We start from the raw sequence: 18,446 nt of genomic DNA, 5'->3' as shown, positions 1-18,446 counted from the left end.
TTCTCTATACAAAAGTGCTATTCTTCTTTCGTATAAAACAAATATTTCTCCACTTACTTCTTTGTAAAAGACTCCCTCGTTACATCAATAAATTGCTGTAACGGCGCTGTCATCCATTTATCTTTATGCCAAGCAATTTGTGTATAAATCGGAGAGATTGCATTTTCTAAATGTAACTCTTTTATCGTCCCTTCTCGTATATCTTTTTCTACTACTATTGCTGGTAAAACTGCTATACCTAAATCTGCAATAACACATTGTTTAATTGCCTCGACACTAACAAATTCAATCTTATTTGCTGGATATACGTCTTCCCTGCGAAATAACTCTTCAAATAAAGTCCGATACGAGCAACCGAGTTCTGTTAGTAACAGTGTTTCACTCTCTAAATCTTTTATAGAGACGGAAGGCTGTTCAAGTAAACGATGCACTGGAGCCGCCACTACTTTTAATTCTTCTTTCATAAGCGGTTCCACATGCAAAACATCTTCTGTTTTACATTCGTCCAAAATAAATGCAAGATCAACTTTCCCCTCCATCAATTGTCCCTTCGCATCTTTATTGGACTGCGCTGGTTTAAATATAAGCTTTATTTGAGGAAATTGTGCTTTAAACCTCTTCAATATGGATGGAAGTCTATATGTACACTGACTTTCTTGTGCACCAATTATTAATGTACCTGCTATTTCTTCATCATCTTTCACAGCCATTTTTGCTTCGTTACTGAGCGCAATCATCTTATCGGCATATAGTTGAAACTTCCTTCCTGCTTCAGTTAAGAAAAGTCGTTTTCCTAATCTCTCAAATAACGGCGTACCAAGCTCAGCCTCTAACGTTTTAATTTGCGCCGTTACGCTCGATTGAGCAAAGTTTAATTTCTTCGCAGTTTGGGTAAAATTCAAAGTCTCTGCCGCTACTTTAAATGTAATTAATTGTTTTATCTCCATTTATCGTCCCTCTTTTTCGATCGATATTTCCGATTGATTCCATCGGAATAATCCTCTTTTCCTATTGATATTTGTATTGTATGATAAAGAACATCGACAAACAATATAAATGGAGGTATTCCATATGAAAGCACTTTGTTTCGAAACATTCGGAGACGCTAATGTACTACAATATAAAGAAATACATGATCCAATCATAAAACCAAATGAAATTCTTGTCCGCACGAAAGCAATCGGTTTAAATTTCGCCGATATTTATAGACGCCGCGGCGATTATCATCTCGCTGGCAATCCACCATATATATTAGGTTATGAAGGCGCTGGTATTGTTGAAGAAGTGGGAGCTAACGTTACGAATATCAACCCTGGAGACCGTATTGCATTTGCTGATGTTCCATTTGCAAACGCAGAACTAGTAGCTGTTCCATCAGAGAAAGCAATCCCACTTCCTAAATCTATTTCTTTTGAAACAGCCGCTTCTGTCTTATTGCAAGGTCTAACAGCACACTATTTAACGAAAGATAGCTATCAAATAAAACAAGGTGATGTAGCTTTAGTTCATGCCGCAGCTGGTGGTGTTGGGCAACTTCTTATTCAAATGATTAAACTACAGGGCGGAACAGTAATTGGCCTCACGTCATCAAACGAAAAAGCAAACGTAGCCACGTTAGCTGGTGCTGATCACGTATTTTTGTATACTGAAGCATGGCCTTCAAAAGTACTTGAAATAACAAATGATACTGGAGTAAATGTTGTATATGAATCCGTAGGCTCTACACTTGAGGAAAGTTTTAACGCTACTAAAATTGGTGGTACTGTCGTATTTTTCGGAATGGCTGGTGGTAATCCTGCGCCTGTTGATCCGCGTATGCTTATGGATACTTCAAAAACGTTAACTGGTGGAGACCTTTGGAACGTGCTTACTACTTTTGAAGAACGTAAGCAGCGCTCTACTCAATTATTTAATTGGATCGCTACTGGAAAATTAAACATCGCGAGTCCTACTACATTCTCTTTACAAGACGGTGCCCGTGCTCATGAATTATTAGAAAGCCGTAAAAGTACTGGGAAGATTTTATTAATCCCATAATACACAAAAGGAAGCTAGATTTCTCTACCTTCCTTTTCTTATATCTATTTGAGATAGTATTATATTTCCACACTTTCTTTCCCTTTTGCAACATAGCTCATATCTCCAACTGACTCGACTGTATATGTTCCACCTTGATATACAACCTTCGTCACACTAGCGTTTTCCACTCCAAGTTTTGTTTTGCTACTGTCTAACATTTCTATTAAGGCAGTAATCAAAAGCCCATGAACGACAACTAATACGTTACCGCCGCCATTTTTAGCAGCTTCTTCACTAATTTGATCAATCTCTGCTTTTATACGAGTAGAAAACAACTCCCAATCTTCCGCTTGTTTCGTAGGATCTGCTGCTCTAATAAGATCAATAACTTCTTGAATAGAAAACTTCATGAGTTCTTCTGGTGACGAAACGCCTGCAGCTTTTCCAACTACATCCCACATATTTTCAAGCTTTTCACCTTCAAAAATACCGAAATTCAATTCTCGTAAATCTTTTCTTTGCTCAAGTTTCAATTTTGACTGCTCACTATATTTTAATACTAAATTAGCAGTTTCAATTGCGCGGCCGCTGTCACTACTATACGCATTCGTAAAATGAATATCTTTTAATCCTGTTCCTAAATTAGTGGCAACTTCCACACCTTTTTCTACTAACGGAGAGTCTGCCCAACCTTGCGCGCGATGATTCGTATTTAATATTGTTTTACCGTGTCTTGTAACATATAACGTAACTGCATTCTCATTTCTCTCTGTTTCTCGCTTATTCATTCTCTTCGCTCCCTTTACATTGCTAAATCAATTTTACCATCTTAATTATTCATAGAGCAAAATATACGTCAGTAATATTCTTACTAAAAAAACGCTATCTTTCTGTATATCCCTACAAAAAGATAGCGTCTTTTATAATTACATTTCTTAACCGATTTTCCTACTCAGCAAAAGCACTCGAATATTGCACCATTCCTTCTACACCTTCAAGAGCATTTTCCCTTAATTCCATTACCATAAACACTTCATCTGGCACTTCAAATGGCGCTTTTATATTCCACTCACTCGCTTTCTTAAAACCAAATTTCGGATAGTACTCTGGATGTCCTAACACAACAACTGATCCATATCCAAGTTCTTTCGCTTTTTCTAAAGCAGCTGCGATAAGCTTTCCGCCAATCCCTTTCTTCTGATGACCCCTAGCAACTGAAACTGGTGCAAGTGCTAATGATTCTACAGAAGTTCCATCTTGTTCTATCGTAATTTTAGATAACAGAATGTGACCGACTATTTCCTCATCTACTGCAACGATTGATAACTCTGGAATAAACGCGTCACATTCTCTAATACGTTTTACAAGGTCATGTTCTGTTTTATCACTAAATTCTTCATGTAAAAATGCTTCTTTTACCACATCTTCTGTCTTTCTATAATCATTTTGTTGTTCTTGTCTAATCGTTACCATTTTAACTTACCCTCTATTCTTTCTCATTTCTTTTTGAATTTTACGGAGCGCTTTTTTCGATCCGCGTTCAATATCATGCTGCATTTTTCTTTCTTTATAATCGACAAATAGTGTATTTAAATCGTATCCCTCTGGGTATAATTCTTTTGCTGCTACCTCTAACGTAATACGTTTTACGTTCACTTCAACGAATTCACCGTTATAATATACAACAGCGTTATAGAAATTATCTATTTCCTTATAGATAATACCAAAATCATCATAATCTAATAAATTTACACGATCACCGATTTGGTAATCGTAATGATTTTCTCTTTTTTCTTGCACGAATTTCGGTTTTCTAATTTTACTTTCATTCAGTTTTTCAAACCGATATTCTTTATTTTCCATATACTCTTTCGCTCTTTTCAGTACATGTTCTTTTACGTTCATTTTATTCGCAATCCAAAGTGCATTACTTTCACCTGATTTACCGATCACTATTTTATATAGAGGCTCTAATGTCTCACTATTAAATTGCATTGCTGCATTCATAAAATCATCGTGCATTTCTGAGAAGCGTTTAATTTCACCGTAATGCGTACTCGCAACTGTAATACATCCTGCAAGGTACAACTCTTCTAAAATAGAAATTGCAAGTGCTGCTCCTTCATTCGGTTCAGTCCCGCTTCCTATTTCATCAAATAATAGCAACGTATTATTATTTGCCATCCTCATAACCTCGGATAGATTTTTCATATGAGATGAAAATGTACTTAGTGCATTTTCAATACTTTGATTATCACCAATATCTACAAATACATTTTCGAAAATAGCAATTTCTGTTTCTTTATCTCCAGCAATATGCAGACCTGACATTGTCGCTAATGTTAACAATCCGATTGTTTTTAATACAATTGTCTTCCCGCCCGCATTTGGTCCTGTAATAATTAAACTACGATAGTCTTGACCGATTTCAAAGTGTAACGGTACTACTTTCCCATTTAAAAGCGGATGCTTACAATTTACTAAATGAATGTAGCCATGATCATTTAATTTCGGCTCTATTCCATCAATTGATTTACTAAACTTCGCTTTCGCAAATACCATATCATACTGACTAATTAGCTCCATGTTAATCTTTATACTATAAATGTTTTCTAACACCATTCCTGATAAAGTCGCTAAAATCTGATACTCTTCAACCGCTTCTTCTGCTTTCAAACCTGCTAATTCTGCATTCAATTTCGTAACCGTATGCGGTTCTATAAATACAGTAGAACCTTTAGCGGACGCTTCAACTATACTTCCCGCAACTTGATTTTTATAAGAAGATTTAATTGGAATCGTATACCTATCATCCTTCTTACTAATAAAGAATTCTTGAATATACTTCTTATTTGCACTACTATTTAAAAACTTCGTTAAACGTTCTTTTATTTTCCCATCTACCGAATCAATGTTATTTCGAATTCGTTTTAACTCTTTACTTGCAGCTGCATCAATACTATTACCTTTAATTGAAAAGTTAATTTCCTCTTCAATACTTTTATATTCAGTCATTGAATTTGCATAAGAAGCCAATACTGGCGCAAAAAATTCTTTATCTAACATAAATTTTTTAATCTTTCTACAGCCACGTAAAAAGTCAGAAACACTTACTAATTCTTCTGGATCTAAAATCATCCCTTTTTCTAATTTTTGAATTGTACTAGCAATATTAGAAATGCCGAAGAAAGGAACATGCCCTTCTGCATCTAATATAGCTCGTGCTTCTGTCGTTTCATTCAAGCGATTTTTCACTACTTTTATACTCGTACTCGGCTCTAATTTGTTTAATAATTCCTTACCTAATCCACTTACACAATAAGATTTCACTATATCCTTTAATTCGTTATATTGTAACTTTTCAAAAGTCATCGTATTCATTTTGTTTCTCCTCACTATGATTGATTTTTATCATAAATGAAGATACCTACTCATTAGATTCCAATGAGCTCTACATTATTCAATTACCATTTTTATACATTAAATATATATACAAAAAAGCTGCGGGGATACCGCAGCTTTTACATTTACAAGGCATGTGTAATAACATATGAGGAAATAAGCCATAAAAAAACGGATGGCACTCCTCTTATTACACGCTTTATAAAGTATTGTAGGTATCTTCATAGGTATCGAAATAAATCCATGACAAAATTAGGGGTATGCTATACATAAAAATCCCCTGGTCTTATCCGATTTATTTCATTAAATTTTTCCTATTTAGTACCTACCGCACTCACAAAAAGCACCTCTCATTAATTTATATTATAGTCATTGAAATCTAATTTACTGAAATCATCATACTATATGTTTTGTAAGAAGTAAAGGTGTCATACCTTTATAACTATGCAGCATGTAAAAAGGAAGGTGGAAACCTACCTCTGGACATATATAGAAACTGATCCTCCACTTACTTGGAACTGCCCCCACCCGTCCTTATTAATTGTTACAGTATTTGTTTGATTACCCGTAATATCGTACCATATTTCCCCTGCGTTATTCTTTCCAACATCCATCCACTTTGCACCTCCTGGTCCATCAGAGATTAATGTTGCTAAACCAGAATTAGCATGTACACTATCACCTTCTCTTGTCCAGCCAATCACATCTGGATGATCAAAATAATCACGCTGCGTACCATATGCAAAGTTTTTTCGTGCCGTTAAAATCGGATCAATTTTGTCCTTTAACGCTGGAATTTCATAGTTACTATTTCCTTTTGTACCATAGTAATCACCATAGAAAACAGAAGGATATCCCTCTGCACGCGTTAAAATAAATGCATATGCCAACGGTTTGAACCAAGGGCTCACTACAGATTCCAATGACTGACCAGGCTGTGAATCATGATTTTCAACTAGCGTAACTGCAAGTGTAGGATGATTCGCAACTACTGTTCCTTTTAAAATATTTCTCATATCATAATTCCCATTTCCTTTTGAAGCATAATGAAAATTATAATGAAGTGGTGCATCGAACACAGATTGATTATAGTTGACCTTCGCTAAATAATTATTTAAAGTCTGGATATCATTTTGCCAATATTCAGCTACTGCAAACATTTCTTTCCCCGTTTGCTGTCTGACATGATTTACCCAATCGCGCAAATATTCATGATCAATATGTTTAACAGCATCTAAACGAAAGCCATCTAAATTTAATTCATTCGCATACCACGTTCCCCATTTTTTCATTTCATTCGCAACATCTGGATGATCAAAATCAAGATCCGCATACATCAAATAATCATAATTCCCATTCTCGCTAGACACTTCCCAGTCCCACGCTTTACCTATGCCCCTAAATTTATAAATTCGGTTTAATTTCCTTCCTTCATCCCAATCCGTTCCGTCAAAATGATACCATTTCCATTTGAAATTAGAATAAGAATCTCCACGCCCCGGAAAGTTAAATCCCGTCCACGCACTAATTTCATAATCACCTGATACTTCAACATTTCGATTGCTCGGGTCTACCTCAACTGCTGTGACAGTTTCCGTATAATCAGCCCCACCTTTATGATTCATAACTACATCACCGTATACATCGATGTTTTTCTTATGTAAAGCGTCAATTGCAGATTTCAATTGTGCTTTCGTCCCATATTTCGTCCGCACTGTTCCCTTTTGATTGAATTCACCTAAATCATATAAATCATATGCTCCATATCCTACGTCATTTTGCGTAGTTCCTTTATATGCAGGTGGTATCCAAACAGATGTAATTCCTTTTTGCGCTAAATTTTCAGCATCAGTACGCAAACGATTCCAATGATTCCCATCATTCGGAGCGTACCACTCAAAATACTGCATTAGCGTTCCATTGTTAACTGTATCTGCATATGCTTTACTCCCCCCATATATACTAGGTAAAAACATAACAACTGATAATCCGACTATTGTTATTCTTTTAAACATCTGTACTCCATCCCCTCTAAAGAAAACGTTTGCATACTTTATCGGAATTATTATAATATTCGTTCCACAATTAGTAAAGTAGCAATCTCTCACTCTCCCACATTATTTTTAGTCTAACTTCAAATATTCAACGTAGTTTTAATTTCACATCTCATTCAAGATTGTTTACAATTTATCTATAAAAGCATAACGGGGGGATTTCTATGACCGACTTTCAAAAGCAATTTTTTGCAAGATTACATATAGAAGAAAAAGACACAGTTTCATTTGAAGATTTACCTAACATTATGTACGCAATGGCACAAACTGTCCCATTTGAAAACTTAAATGTTCTCGAAAAGAATTTTAAAGAAATATCAAAAGAAAATTTGAACGAGAAAATTTTAGTAAATAACCGTGGCGGTCTTTGTTATGAACTCAATCCCACTATGTATTACTTCCTGAAAGACTCTGGATTCGATGTTCATCTCGTTTCAGGAACAGTGTATAACGCTGCAAATTCTATATGGGCTGTTGATTCTGGCCATATAGCAACTGTTTTAACACATCATAATGAACTTTATTTAATTGAAGTAGGATTCGGATCATACTTACCTCTTGCACCTGTTCCTTTCTCAGGTGAAGTCATTCACTCCGTTACAGGAGATTATCGTATTCGTAAAGAAATAACCGAAAAAGGAAACTACATTTTAGAGATGCGTAAAAATAATGAGTTTTTGGATCAATCTTCTGCTGATGATTGGACGTTAGGCTATGCATTTTATATAGAAGCAGTTGATGAAGAAAAAGCAAATGCAGCACAAAAGATTATTGTCGAACATAAGGGCTCACCGTTTAACAAAGTACCTCTTATTGTAAAACTAACTGAAGATGGGCATGCATCTTTAACAAAGGATAGTCTGACAGTAGCAAAGAACGGTAATAAAACGAAAGAAACCGTTACAGACATGCAATATACAAACCTTTTACATTCAAAATTCGGAATTACACTATAAGCATGTAAGCCTTGCTATTTTAGCAAGGCTTACATTTTCCAGCAGGGATTTTTTGCAATTTGTTGTATTTCATAGTTATATAGGAATATAACTACATATTTAGAAAGGAAATGATTATGACAGAACTTAAAGATCGACTACAAGTAGCTGATAAAGAGAAATGGGATTTAACGGATATATACCATAGCATTGAAGATTGGGAAAGCGATTTTCATAAAATTGAAGTATTAACGAAAGAATTACACGAGTTTAATGGACATATTCACGATGGTAACAGTTTATTAGCCTATTTAACAAAGAGTGAAGAAATTTCTAGCATAATATCTTTAATGTTCGCTTATGCGCGATTACAATCTGATCTTGATACGCGCGATACTGACGCTCAATCTCTTGTCGATAAAGTGTCACAATTACATGTGAAAGTAAGTGCGGCTAAATCGTTCTTTTCCCCATTCTTACTTAGCGTAGATGAAAACACATTACATTCTTACATAGAAGAAGCAGAAGGTTTACAATATTATAAAGAAGACTTATTTGAATTATACCGTTATAAAAAACACGTATTGAATAAAGACCAAGAAGAGATTTTATCACAAATGGGTGAAGCACTTTCCTCTCCGCAGCATACATATGGCATGTTAAATAATGCGGATATACTATTTGGTGAAGTGACTACTGATGATGGAGAAAAAGTTGCTTTAACGCGCGGAATGTATGCAAAGTTAATAGAAGATGAAAATCGCGAGAAACGTAAAGAAGCCTATAAAGCTTATTACAAACCATACGTTCAATTAAAGAATTCTATCGCTTCTACTTTATCTGCTGCTATTAAAAATAATGTTACTGTTTCAAAGCTAAGAAAATATCCATCAGCTTTAGAAAAGTCATTATTTGGCGACATGGTTCCGAAAGAAGTATATGAAAATTTAATTGAGACGACGAAAAAAAATATTCAATCATTACATACCTATAATGAACTTCGAAAAGAAAAATTAAATGTAGATGAACTACGTCAATACGACTTGGGCGTTGATTTAGTAGCGGGTGTAAAACAAGACATTCCATATGACAAAGCATTTGACATGATGATCGAATCACTAGCTCCATTAGGTGAAGAATATATCGAAACATTAAAAAGCTTTAAAGATAAACGTTATATCGACGTGAGAGAAACGCCAGGAAAACGTTCCGGTGCTTATAACTTTGGTGTATATGGTGTTCATCCTTTCATTCTTTTAAATCATCACGATGATTTAAATAGCCTTTTCACCCTTACTCACGAATGTGGTCACGGTATGCATACACATTACTCACACGGATACCAACCAAGAATTTCTGCACACTATACTATTTTTGTCGCAGAAGTCGCTTCTACAGTAAATGAAGTGCTATTAATTCATCATTTATTAAAAGAAGCAAAAGATGCTAATGTACGTAACCATTTAGTAAACCATTTCATCGAGAAATTTAAAGGCACTTTCTTTACACAAATTATGTTCGCAGAGTTTGAAAAAATCACACATGAAATGGCGCAGCAAGGTAAACCATTAAATGCCCAAGTCTTTAGCGAAGTTTATGAAAACTTGTTTAGAGAGTATAATGGCGACTCTCTCGTATTTGACGAAGAAGTAAAATACGGCTGGGCTAGAATACCGCATTTTTATCGTCCATTTTACGTGTACAAATATGCAACTGGATTCGCTTCTGCAATCCAAATTGCTGATAAGTTATTGAGCGGCGATCCAAATGCTCAAAAACATTATATTGAATTCCTTAAAGGTGGCAGTTCTGACTATCCATTAAATCTACTGAAAAAAGCTGGTGTTGATTTAACTACGCCAGAACCGATTGAAAGTGCACTAAATCGTTTCAGCTCACTTGTTGAAGAGTTTTCAGCATTATAAAAAGCATGCAGAGTATATACTCTGCATGCTTTTTTCATTTGGGTTACTTTATGCTAAATGTTGCTGCGTTACGCAATGAATCATGCCACCATATGCAAACAGCTCATTTACATAAATGCCGACAATTCTTCTTCCCGGAAACTGCCCTTCAATGATTTGAAGCCCTAACTTGTCATGCTCATCGCCATATATAGGAACTAATACAACTTCATTTCCAATATAAAAATTCAAATATGAGCCCTTACAGTCTGCTTCTTTTACCATTCTTCTTGTCACCGGTACTGGTATGAGCTGAAATGGCTTTCCATCTATATTTCTTGCCTGTCGCAATTCTTGATAATGCTTTTCATACGCTTCCAAAAGGTATGATTCACTTTCCCCGAAAGGATCATATTCATAAAGAATTGTATTTTCATTTACAAAACGTGCTGCACCATCAATATGATAATCTGTATCTTCATCATAATTATCCTCACCGCGAATACCGGTTATCCATATAAAATTCGTTACTCCTAAATATTTGGTCAACTCCGTTTCAATCTCTTTCTGACTTCGTGTAGGATTTCGATTCTCATTTATAATAGAAGTTTTCGCTGCCATTAAGGTCCCGTTTCCGTTTACCTCAATTCCTCCGCCCTCTATACAGACACTAGATTCAACTTTTGGAATACTATACCTTTCACTTATTTTAGTTGGTATAATAGCATCATTTTCATACGGATATTTATCCCCCCAACCATTAAATACCCAGTGTGTTAGGCGGAGATTTCCCTCTTTATCTTTCACAAAGATCGGTCCATTATCTCTTATCCAAACATCATCAGTTTCCTGAACTAAGAAATCAATTTTATCCATATTTACTTTTGCTTCCATTAACTTTGATTGGACATGTACTTTCTCTTCTTCATCACATACAACAATATGCACATTTTCCCCATAATGAAGTTCTTTTGCCATCGCTACCCAAATATCATCTAACTTAGCTTTGTAACCTTCACCTCTATGCGCTTTATCATGAGGCCATTGGAGCCATGTCCCCTCATGCTTTTCCCACTCAGCTGGCATATAAAACAAACTATTTTCCATACTTTTCATACATGTTCACCCCTTCTTCGAATGTAAGTTCAGTCTAAACTTTGACATCGTGTTAAGGTCAACAGGAATATATTCATTTACTTGTAGAAACTTTATAAGGTGACTCTTTACTTCTTCTTGTGATACACTATTTCTCCTTGTAAAACCGTCACCAAAACTTTCGCATTCGGAATCTTATCGGCCTTCATTTTAGTAATATCTTCATTTAGTAATACCATATCAGCTGATTTCCCTACTTCAATTGAGCCAGTGATGTTATCAAGACCTAATGCTTTAGCTGGCTTAATTGTATAGGCATCAATAGCTGCATATACATCAGACAAACCCTTGTCATCAATGCTTAATGCATTCGAAATCGTCACAAGCGGATTCAGTTCGTTTACATCCCAATCACTACTAAGCGATACATTTGCCCCTGTTTTCCAAATTCGTCCTAACGGCATAATTCGTTTCATCTGTTGATCTGAAAAATACGTACTTGCCCAGCCTTGTTTAGGGTCTTCCGCAAAATCATGCCCTACCTGAAAATCAGCACTAACACCTAACTTAGCAAAACGACTTATATCACTATCTTCTACCATTTCAACATGTGTGAGCGTATAAGGCTGATTCGCCCCTTCTTTTTTTGCTGCTTCAATTGCATTTAAACTCTCTCTTACCCCGCCATCTCCAATCGTATGAATGAGTGCACCGTAACCAAGTTTATTCAGTTCCGTCAACCACCATTTCATTTTTTCTTCTGGAATATAGTTCAAACCATACGGCGTTCCTTTAAACCACTCAAATTTATATTTTTCTAGTATTTTAGCTGTACTATTAATACTAATTCCATCACTATACATCTTCACTTGATTAATAAGCATTCGAGATGATACATCATTACGCTTAATTTTTTTGAAATACTCCATTTGTTCTGCTTCATTTAAATTCGGATATACCCACGGACGAAGTACTACTCGCGATGTTAACTTTTTCTCATCATTTACTTTATTCCAAACATCTAACCAGCCCCGTTTCCAGTAGAGACGTCCATCGCCGACTGTAGTAATACCATTCTTAGCAACCTCATCTAATCCGTCTAACAAACCTTCATAATTTTTTTCAAAGAGATTGGGCTGAGAATTCCATGCTTTTTCCATTACGATATCTCCTGCTGTATCATAAAGAATACCAAACGGTTCTCCTGTCTCTGGATCCCGAATAATTCTTCCGCCTTGCGGATCTTTCGTATCTTTATTTATTCCCGCTAACTCCAATGCCTTCGAGTTAACCCATACAGAGTGAGAGGTCCTTTCCATAATTAATACGGGATTATTAGGAAATAACTCATCAAGAACTTGTAATGGCGTTTGATGTTCTGATTTTTCGTCCATATCTTTTAACAGCTCTTCCAAACTGAATCCTGTTCCACTTATCCATTCGCCATCTTTCACATCTTTTTTACAAGCCTTTAAATACGAGCGTTGTTTTTGCAGCGAAGCATCTGGTGAGACACTACAATTCCCTGCTGCTGGTGATTTCGCTTCAAATATATGATTATGATTGTCCACAAAACCAGGGAGGATAAAACGTCCTTGTAAATCCACCACTTTCGTATCTTCATTTATAAATCTCTCTACATCCTTATTTGAACCAACAAATGTAATTTTTCCTTCTTTAACAGCTACAGCCTCTACAATGTCTTGCTTTCCATTTGCAGTATAGATTGTACCATTTTTAAACACTACATTTTTGGGCAACTGATTAGGTAGAACAAAGTTACCATTCTCCCCTTCTCCTACTCCAGGAGTACATGCTGAAATCCATGTCATACTTAGAATCAGACAAATAATCATGATTGTTTTTTTCATATTCTTTCTCCTTTTTATTATGATAAATTACTTACATAAATAGAATAAGGATTGACATAATGTTAATGTCAATCCTTATTCTCAGTCTATTTTCATAACTAAAAAACAAATTTGTGTCACATACTCTTCTGCTAAACAATCACATTCAGGCCCTTTTATATAGACTTCATATGGATGACCATCAATTATATAACCGTTCCTTTCCACCCACTCTTCTAACGCCATATAAGCATAACCTATATAGTCATAGCTGCCATAATGCATAGTGGTAATAATTTGATGTTGGTGTATCTTTTTTATTTCGCACCCTTGTAATACACTTTTATTGTCTCCATCCATAATCGGTATTCTTAATTCAATATCACTGTGGCCTGGCATAAACTCTTCATCATAAAAGACGCTAGAAGGCGAACCAACTATTTGAAAGTTATTTTTTTGTACTTCTTCATATAAATCATAGAAATAATCATCCATATCATCTATATCTATTTGTAACCTTTGAGCAATTACTATTATTTCATTTCTCGTTCCCATTAATATATCGTAATTTCTATGACGAGCAATATTTAAAGCATGATTCATATTAACCATTTCATTCATTTCAGAAATAACCTGTAAATTTTGTTTTACCTCATGAGACAATTCTACAATTTGCGCTTGCATATGCTGAATAAATGAATTTTGATCTGATGACTGGAGAATGACTTTAATTTTCGGCAAAGGAAACTTGTACTCCCTCAGCTTTTTAATTTTCAACGCTATCTCTAGCTGCCCTTGCTCATAATATCTATATCCATTAACTGGATTTACATATGCCGGTTTCAATATTTCCTCTTTATCATAATGTCTTAACATCCGTGTACTCATTTTACAAATCCGTGAAAACTCAGTAATTGTATACATATACTTACCCCTTGAATACATTCTCTTATAAGCTTATTTTAAAACCAATCAAAAATCTTTCTAACTGAAGAACCTTCATTTTGATTGTCTAATCTCTTCATTTTCGATGGTAATAATTGACTTGGACAATACCACGTTAAACAATTCATTGCGCCTCCCATAGTCGATATTTCTCCTACATGAATTTGAATAACTTGTTTCTCCGTATATTGTTGAATATATCGTAAAACTTCCCCATCTTTAGCTAGTCCAAACTTAGGGACATACAGAGCATCAAATGTTTCTAACATATTTATATATAAACCTTTTGCCGATGCTATTTCTTGATCATATTGCCCTTTCTCTGTATATGAGGAAGGAACAACTATGAATTCAGCCTCTGGCATTTGCTCTTGAATAATCTCTTGAACATGATATCTAAATTCATGATCCCCTAGAAAATCACTAATAAACATCGTATGTTCATCAATAAATTTAACCATTCCGTCTGCGTGTGCAAGTACGTCTCCTTCTTCAGCAGGAATAATAATAACTCGGCTCACATCTAAATCCCATTCTAATTGCTCAATAATTTCCTCTTCTGTCCAATCGTCATTATCATCAAATACGCGTTCTGTTAATATAACAGTATCTTTTTTATTCCAAATTAGATTGCCACCATCTAATATTAACGGGGATTTCACATATTCAAAGTCATTCTTTTTCAACCATTTATTAAATTGTTGATCTAAATATCGTCCTTGATCATCTGGCAAATAATTTGGTCGATATTTAAATTTAACTAAATGATTCGTTACAACTGGCGCAACATCCCTTAGCCAAATATCATCATATTCAAAGAAACTTGTATGAAAGTCTTGCTCTTCAACAGATAAAGAAATAAGTTGATCAGTAACTCCCTTTTTTTCATTTAAATTTTCATTAAAATAAATAAGTTCTTCATAAAATGGTTCATAATACTCATTTGATTCATCTGGTATCGCAGTAAAAATAATTCCCTTTTGTTTTTGTTCCATCTTATTTACCTCACTTTTTATAATAATTGAGTGGCCTGCTCTTCCACAATACCTTTCACTTTTCATTACAAATTTTGAAACACGCACATTTCTTGAGTGGATTATAGCACGGAGAAATATTATATATTTATATAAAAAATATAAAGCCGTCATTGAGGCGTAAATTGGCTCTTGACAAGATTTAGAAATGCAATAGCGCCGACTTAATCGTTACATAATTTTCTCATCACAATGCATCTCCATTACTTCTAGCAGACGATGTTGACATAAATTCAATATATGCATTTCTACACCTATACAAATCGCTTCTAATGGAAGGTCATTCGGATCCTGCCCAAAAGGATCTTCAATTTCAACTCCTATTGCTTCAATACCAATAAACGCAAAACTTATAAACGTAGTTGCAAGTACTGTAACCCAGCCAAGACTATCAACAAGACCAATTGGTAACGTCCCGCAAAATATGAGCAATAAAATTTTTATATGCGCAAAATATGCAAAAGGAATAGGTGTCGTTTTAATACGATCACATCCCCCCACAGCCGTAAGCAGATTATTCAAATCAGCTTCCATATTAATTATTGCATTTGGATGAATTTGACCAGATTTCAAGCCTTTTGATAGTATAGTTTTTAACATAAGAACTATACTAATCGGTAAATGTATAGACTCGGTCAACATTTCTTTTTCCTTCTCAGAACAAATGTTAAACAATGCCTTTATTTCAGATAAATCTTTTTCGTCTCTCAAATGTCCTTTCGCTATCTTTGGAAAAGCAATTAATAAATGTAAAAATTTTAGTTTTTCCTGATCTATCTTTTTCCCCTCGGACTCCCAATAACACAAAAAACTAACTGCCAAATTTCTAGTACAAGCACCAATCGTGCCAAATAACTTCCTACCTTCCCAGTACCGATCATAAGCAGTGTTAGTACGAAATACTAATAATAATCCTAAAGCTCCCCCGACGATTACCCAAGGAGTCTGATTTATATTTATTTCTGCATAGTAATAATTAATCACAGCTACTATCGTTGAAACACACGTATAAAATAAGATTTGTGGGAAAATATCTCTTATAATTGTCCCTTTTAATGTAAATATTTGATGTAAACTATTTTGATTATTGTAATGCACCATATTTACAAAAACCTCTTCCCTTATTAACTTTTTATTTTTTAAATCATGAGAGTATACAATTAAATAGTAGAATCATAAACCCTATCATGATGAGGCTGGTTAAGATTATTTCTTTCAATACCGTTACTCCTTTTTTCCAAAAGATAAAATACCTTATTTAATTTCAACAACAAAAGTCTACTCTTCTAAATCACGACGCATTATTTTAAAATTTGCAATGAATAAAGCACTAATTAGTACAAGAATCGCGCAGGCATATAACAATGAATCTATCGGACTATCGTGATCTATAATAATGAGACGAACGATAGCTGTTATACCTATATATATAAAATATCGTAATGGGAAATGAAAATTCATTTGAAAATACTTTATAATCATTACGATGAATTCAAAATATAAAAAAAATACGACGATACTATCAATTAAATGATAACTAGATTCTTCACCATTTAATTTCAGTTCTTGTATAAATTGAACGACTTCTTTCATAAGAAACACACTTAATACAATCCCTAAACAAATCAAAGCTACATTTAAAATGTACTGTAGAACGATAGGGAAAAACGAAAATACTATTTTTAAGTTCTTTAACACAAACATTTTTCTCCTTTTTTATATAAAACGAAAAGCGAATACACACTATAATTCATTTATCATTATATTTAAATTTAATTGTTTCAGATAATAAGGAATGACAAAATAGGTAAAGTTAGGATTTCACCTATTTTGTCTCAAAAGCAACATAACGAAATTCCAATCCATTACTTCAATGCAATCGGTTGTTGTTGTGTCACACAATGAATCATACCGCCATTTTTATAAAGCTCTCTCACATCAATACCAACTACTTTACGATCTGGGTATAATTTCTGAATCGTATCGTTTGCGATTTTATCATTTGGATCATTATAATTAGGCACCAATACCACTGTATTCCCAATATAATAATTGATATATGACCCTTTATAATCGAGAGTTTTTCCATTTTCTAATACAACTTTTTCTTTACTAAGCGGTAAGTATTCATACTTATATTTCTTTCCTGAAGCATTTTTTGCATCTAACAATGTATCCATATCTTTATTAGATAAACCCCATTCGGCTAGGTCATCTTCTTTCATCGTTACAATGGTAGATTTATTATGGAATTTAGCAAATCCATCAATATGAAAATCCGTAATATCTAAATTAGGTACTCCGTCTAACCAAATAAAGTTCGACACCCCAAGATCACTTATATATTTTTCGATTTCCTTTTCCGATAAATCAGGATTTCTATTTTTATTCGTTACTGCACTTCGAGTTAATAAAGCAGTCCCATTGCTGTCTAATTCAATTGCGCCGCCTTCAAGGACAAATTTCCCCCAATCAATTCTTTCAATCCCTGATTGTTTACTAATATTTTCACGTATACGAGCATCATTTTTATAAGGCGTTTTCTTTCCCCATCCATTAAATGCCGGATCTAATATTTTTAAATTTTTATTATTGTCATAAACAAAAATCGGTCCACTATCTCGTGCCCATACATCATCAGTAGGAGCGATAAAGAAATCAATTTTATCCATATTCAGTCCTTTATCTATTAAAAGCGTATTGATTCTCTCTTTCTCCTCCTCATCGTATGCAACAATGTGGACTTTCTCACCCTCAGTTAAAGCACTTGCCATCTTAACCCAAATCGGTTCAACTTCCTGCTTATACTCTTCACCATATGTGTATTCATGAGGCCATTGCAGCCATGTACCTTCATGTTTATCTTTTTCATCGGGCATCGTATATTTCCCGACGGTTTTCTGTACCTCTACTTTTCCATTCTCTTTCCCTTTAGCATTTTCATTGTTACCTTCAAAAGAACATCCACTAATAATCGTTGTAGATAATGTAGCTATTAAACAAAACTTTACTGCTTTTTTCATTTTTTTAACCTCCTGTTCGTTACTTCAATAATGTAAAGCTTCACATAGTGTGAAGCTCAAGCTTTTTTATCGATGTAAAAATTACCAATTTGCTTTTTGCATAAATTCGATGCGAATAGATGAACTTCACGCAGCAACTTTCCTATATTTAACATTCATATCATTTAACTTCCTATATAAAATTA

15 protein-coding genes are annotated in these 18,446 nt (G+C 34.4%); 3 read left to right on the top strand and 12 right to left on the bottom strand.

Annotated elements, in window-relative coordinates; genetic code table 11:
• Positions 1 to 53 precede the first annotated feature (53 nt).
• Complete coding sequence (locus KVT31_RS16165) at positions 54 to 947, bottom strand: LysR family transcriptional regulator (protein WP_088097183.1); 894 nt, start codon at positions 945 to 947, stop codon at positions 54 to 56.
• 124 nt (positions 948 to 1,071) lie between these two features.
• Between KVT31_RS16165 and KVT31_RS16160 the strand changes: the two genes are divergently transcribed.
• The gene (locus KVT31_RS16160; protein WP_088097184.1) at positions 1,072 to 2,037 is read left to right on the top strand and encodes a quinone oxidoreductase family protein; all 966 of its coding nucleotides are present in this window, start codon (positions 1,072 to 1,074) and stop codon (positions 2,035 to 2,037) included.
• A gap of 59 nt (positions 2,038 to 2,096) precedes the next feature.
• On the opposite strand, the gene KVT31_RS16155 is transcribed toward KVT31_RS16160, so the two are convergent.
• From KVT31_RS16155 to amyS, 4 genes are all read right to left on the bottom strand, one after another.
• Positions 2,097 to 2,807, bottom strand: a complete 711-nt coding sequence (locus KVT31_RS16155; protein WP_088097185.1) for a histidine phosphatase family protein — start codon at positions 2,805 to 2,807, stop codon at positions 2,097 to 2,099.
• 160 nt (positions 2,808 to 2,967) lie between these two features.
• A complete protein-coding gene (locus tag KVT31_RS16150; RefSeq protein ID WP_088097186.1) occupies positions 2,968 to 3,492 on the bottom strand; it encodes a GNAT family N-acetyltransferase in 525 nt (174 codons plus the stop codon).
• Positions 3,493 to 3,498: 6 nt separating this feature from the next.
• Entirely contained in the window at positions 3,499 to 5,400 is a 1,902-nt protein-coding gene (locus KVT31_RS16145) for an endonuclease MutS2 (RefSeq protein ID WP_088097187.1), read from the bottom strand.
• A gap of 494 nt (positions 5,401 to 5,894) precedes the next feature.
• A complete protein-coding gene (gene amyS, locus KVT31_RS16140) occupies positions 5,895 to 7,436 on the bottom strand; it encodes an alpha-amylase (protein WP_088097188.1) in 1,542 nt (513 codons plus the stop codon).
• Between the two features lie 203 nt (positions 7,437 to 7,639).
• Between amyS and KVT31_RS16135 the strand changes: the two genes are divergently transcribed.
• Both KVT31_RS16135 and pepF read left to right on the top strand, forming a co-directional pair.
• Positions 7,640 to 8,431: an arylamine N-acetyltransferase family protein gene (locus tag KVT31_RS16135; RefSeq protein WP_088097189.1), complete on the top strand. Its 792-nt coding sequence runs from the start codon at positions 7,640 to 7,642 to the stop codon at positions 8,429 to 8,431.
• A 116-nt stretch (positions 8,432 to 8,547) separates the two neighbouring features.
• On the top strand, positions 8,548 to 10,335 hold the full coding sequence (gene pepF, locus KVT31_RS16130; protein WP_088097190.1) for an oligoendopeptidase F: 1,788 nt from the start codon (positions 8,548 to 8,550) through the stop codon (positions 10,333 to 10,335).
• Positions 10,336 to 10,383: 48 nt separating this feature from the next.
• On the opposite strand, the gene KVT31_RS16125 is transcribed toward pepF, so the two are convergent.
• The 7 genes from KVT31_RS16125 to KVT31_RS16095 all read right to left on the bottom strand — a co-directional run bounded on the left by KVT31_RS16125 (position 10,384) and on the right by KVT31_RS16095 (position 18,261).
• A complete protein-coding gene (locus KVT31_RS16125) occupies positions 10,384 to 11,430 on the bottom strand; it encodes an agmatine deiminase family protein (protein ID WP_088097191.1) in 1,047 nt (348 codons plus the stop codon).
• A 107-nt stretch (positions 11,431 to 11,537) separates the two neighbouring features.
• Positions 11,538 to 13,280, bottom strand: a complete 1,743-nt coding sequence (locus KVT31_RS16120; RefSeq protein WP_088097192.1) for an amidohydrolase — start codon at positions 13,278 to 13,280, stop codon at positions 11,538 to 11,540.
• Between the two features lie 81 nt (positions 13,281 to 13,361).
• Positions 13,362 to 14,183, bottom strand: coding sequence for a MerR family transcriptional regulator (locus KVT31_RS16115; protein WP_088097193.1), 822 nt, complete (start codon positions 14,181 to 14,183; stop codon positions 13,362 to 13,364).
• A gap of 38 nt (positions 14,184 to 14,221) precedes the next feature.
• Positions 14,222 to 15,199 (bottom strand): agmatine deiminase family protein, encoded by a 978-nt coding sequence (locus tag KVT31_RS16110; RefSeq protein WP_088097194.1) that lies wholly within the window; start codon positions 15,197 to 15,199, stop codon positions 14,222 to 14,224.
• Between the two features lie 210 nt (positions 15,200 to 15,409).
• Complete coding sequence (locus KVT31_RS16105) at positions 15,410 to 16,339, bottom strand: bestrophin family protein (protein ID WP_088097195.1); 930 nt, start codon at positions 16,337 to 16,339, stop codon at positions 15,410 to 15,412.
• 177 nt (positions 16,340 to 16,516) lie between these two features.
• Entirely contained in the window at positions 16,517 to 16,936 is a 420-nt protein-coding gene (psiE, locus tag KVT31_RS16100; RefSeq protein ID WP_140392511.1) for a phosphate-starvation-inducible protein PsiE, read from the bottom strand.
• 167 nt (positions 16,937 to 17,103) lie between these two features.
• Positions 17,104 to 18,261 (bottom strand): agmatine deiminase family protein, encoded by a 1,158-nt coding sequence (locus KVT31_RS16095; RefSeq protein WP_098343517.1) that lies wholly within the window; start codon positions 18,259 to 18,261, stop codon positions 17,104 to 17,106.
• Positions 18,262 to 18,446: the final 185 nt, after the last annotated feature.

Origin of the sequence: Bacillus sp. GbtcB14 (assembly GCF_019091205.1) — a bacterium.
GTDB classification, from domain to species: domain Bacteria; phylum Bacillota; class Bacilli; order Bacillales; family Bacillaceae_G; genus Bacillus_A; species Bacillus_A cereus_AG.
Note: the sequence above shows the minus strand (reverse complement) of the source record. Positions and strands in the feature narration are given on the sequence as shown.

Excerpts from the sequence above, each read along its gene's own strand:
- KVT31_RS16165 (WP_088097183.1), bottom strand. The coding sequence starts at position 947 with ATGGAGATAAAACAATTAATTACATTTAAAGTAGCGGCAGAGACTTTG.
- KVT31_RS16160 (WP_088097184.1), top strand. The coding sequence starts at position 1,072 with ATGAAAGCACTTTGTTTCGAAACATTCGGAGACGCTAATGTACTACAA.
- KVT31_RS16155 (WP_088097185.1), bottom strand. The coding sequence starts at position 2,807 with ATGAATAAGCGAGAAACAGAGAGAAATGAGAATGCAGTTACGTTATAT.
- KVT31_RS16150 (WP_088097186.1), bottom strand. The coding sequence starts at position 3,492 with ATGGTAACGATTAGACAAGAACAACAAAATGATTATAGAAAGACAGAA.
- KVT31_RS16145 (WP_088097187.1), bottom strand. The coding sequence starts at position 5,400 with ATGAATACGATGACTTTTGAAAAGTTACAATATAACGAATTAAAGGAT.
- amyS (WP_088097188.1), bottom strand. The coding sequence starts at position 7,436 with ATGTTTAAAAGAATAACAATAGTCGGATTATCAGTTGTTATGTTTTTA.
- KVT31_RS16135 (WP_088097189.1), top strand. The coding sequence starts at position 7,640 with ATGACCGACTTTCAAAAGCAATTTTTTGCAAGATTACATATAGAAGAA.
- pepF (WP_088097190.1), top strand. The coding sequence starts at position 8,548 with ATGACAGAACTTAAAGATCGACTACAAGTAGCTGATAAAGAGAAATGG.
- KVT31_RS16125 (WP_088097191.1), bottom strand. The coding sequence starts at position 11,430 with ATGAAAAGTATGGAAAATAGTTTGTTTTATATGCCAGCTGAGTGGGAA.
- KVT31_RS16120 (WP_088097192.1), bottom strand. The coding sequence starts at position 13,280 with ATGAAAAAAACAATCATGATTATTTGTCTGATTCTAAGTATGACATGG.
- KVT31_RS16115 (WP_088097193.1), bottom strand. The coding sequence starts at position 14,183 with ATGTATACAATTACTGAGTTTTCACGGATTTGTAAAATGAGTACACGG.
- KVT31_RS16110 (WP_088097194.1), bottom strand. The coding sequence starts at position 15,199 with ATGGAACAAAAACAAAAGGGAATTATTTTTACTGCGATACCAGATGAA.
- KVT31_RS16105 (WP_088097195.1), bottom strand. The coding sequence starts at position 16,339 with ATGGTGCATTACAATAATCAAAATAGTTTACATCAAATATTTACATTA.
- KVT31_RS16095 (WP_098343517.1), bottom strand. The coding sequence starts at position 18,261 with ATGAAAAAAGCAGTAAAGTTTTGTTTAATAGCTACATTATCTACAACG.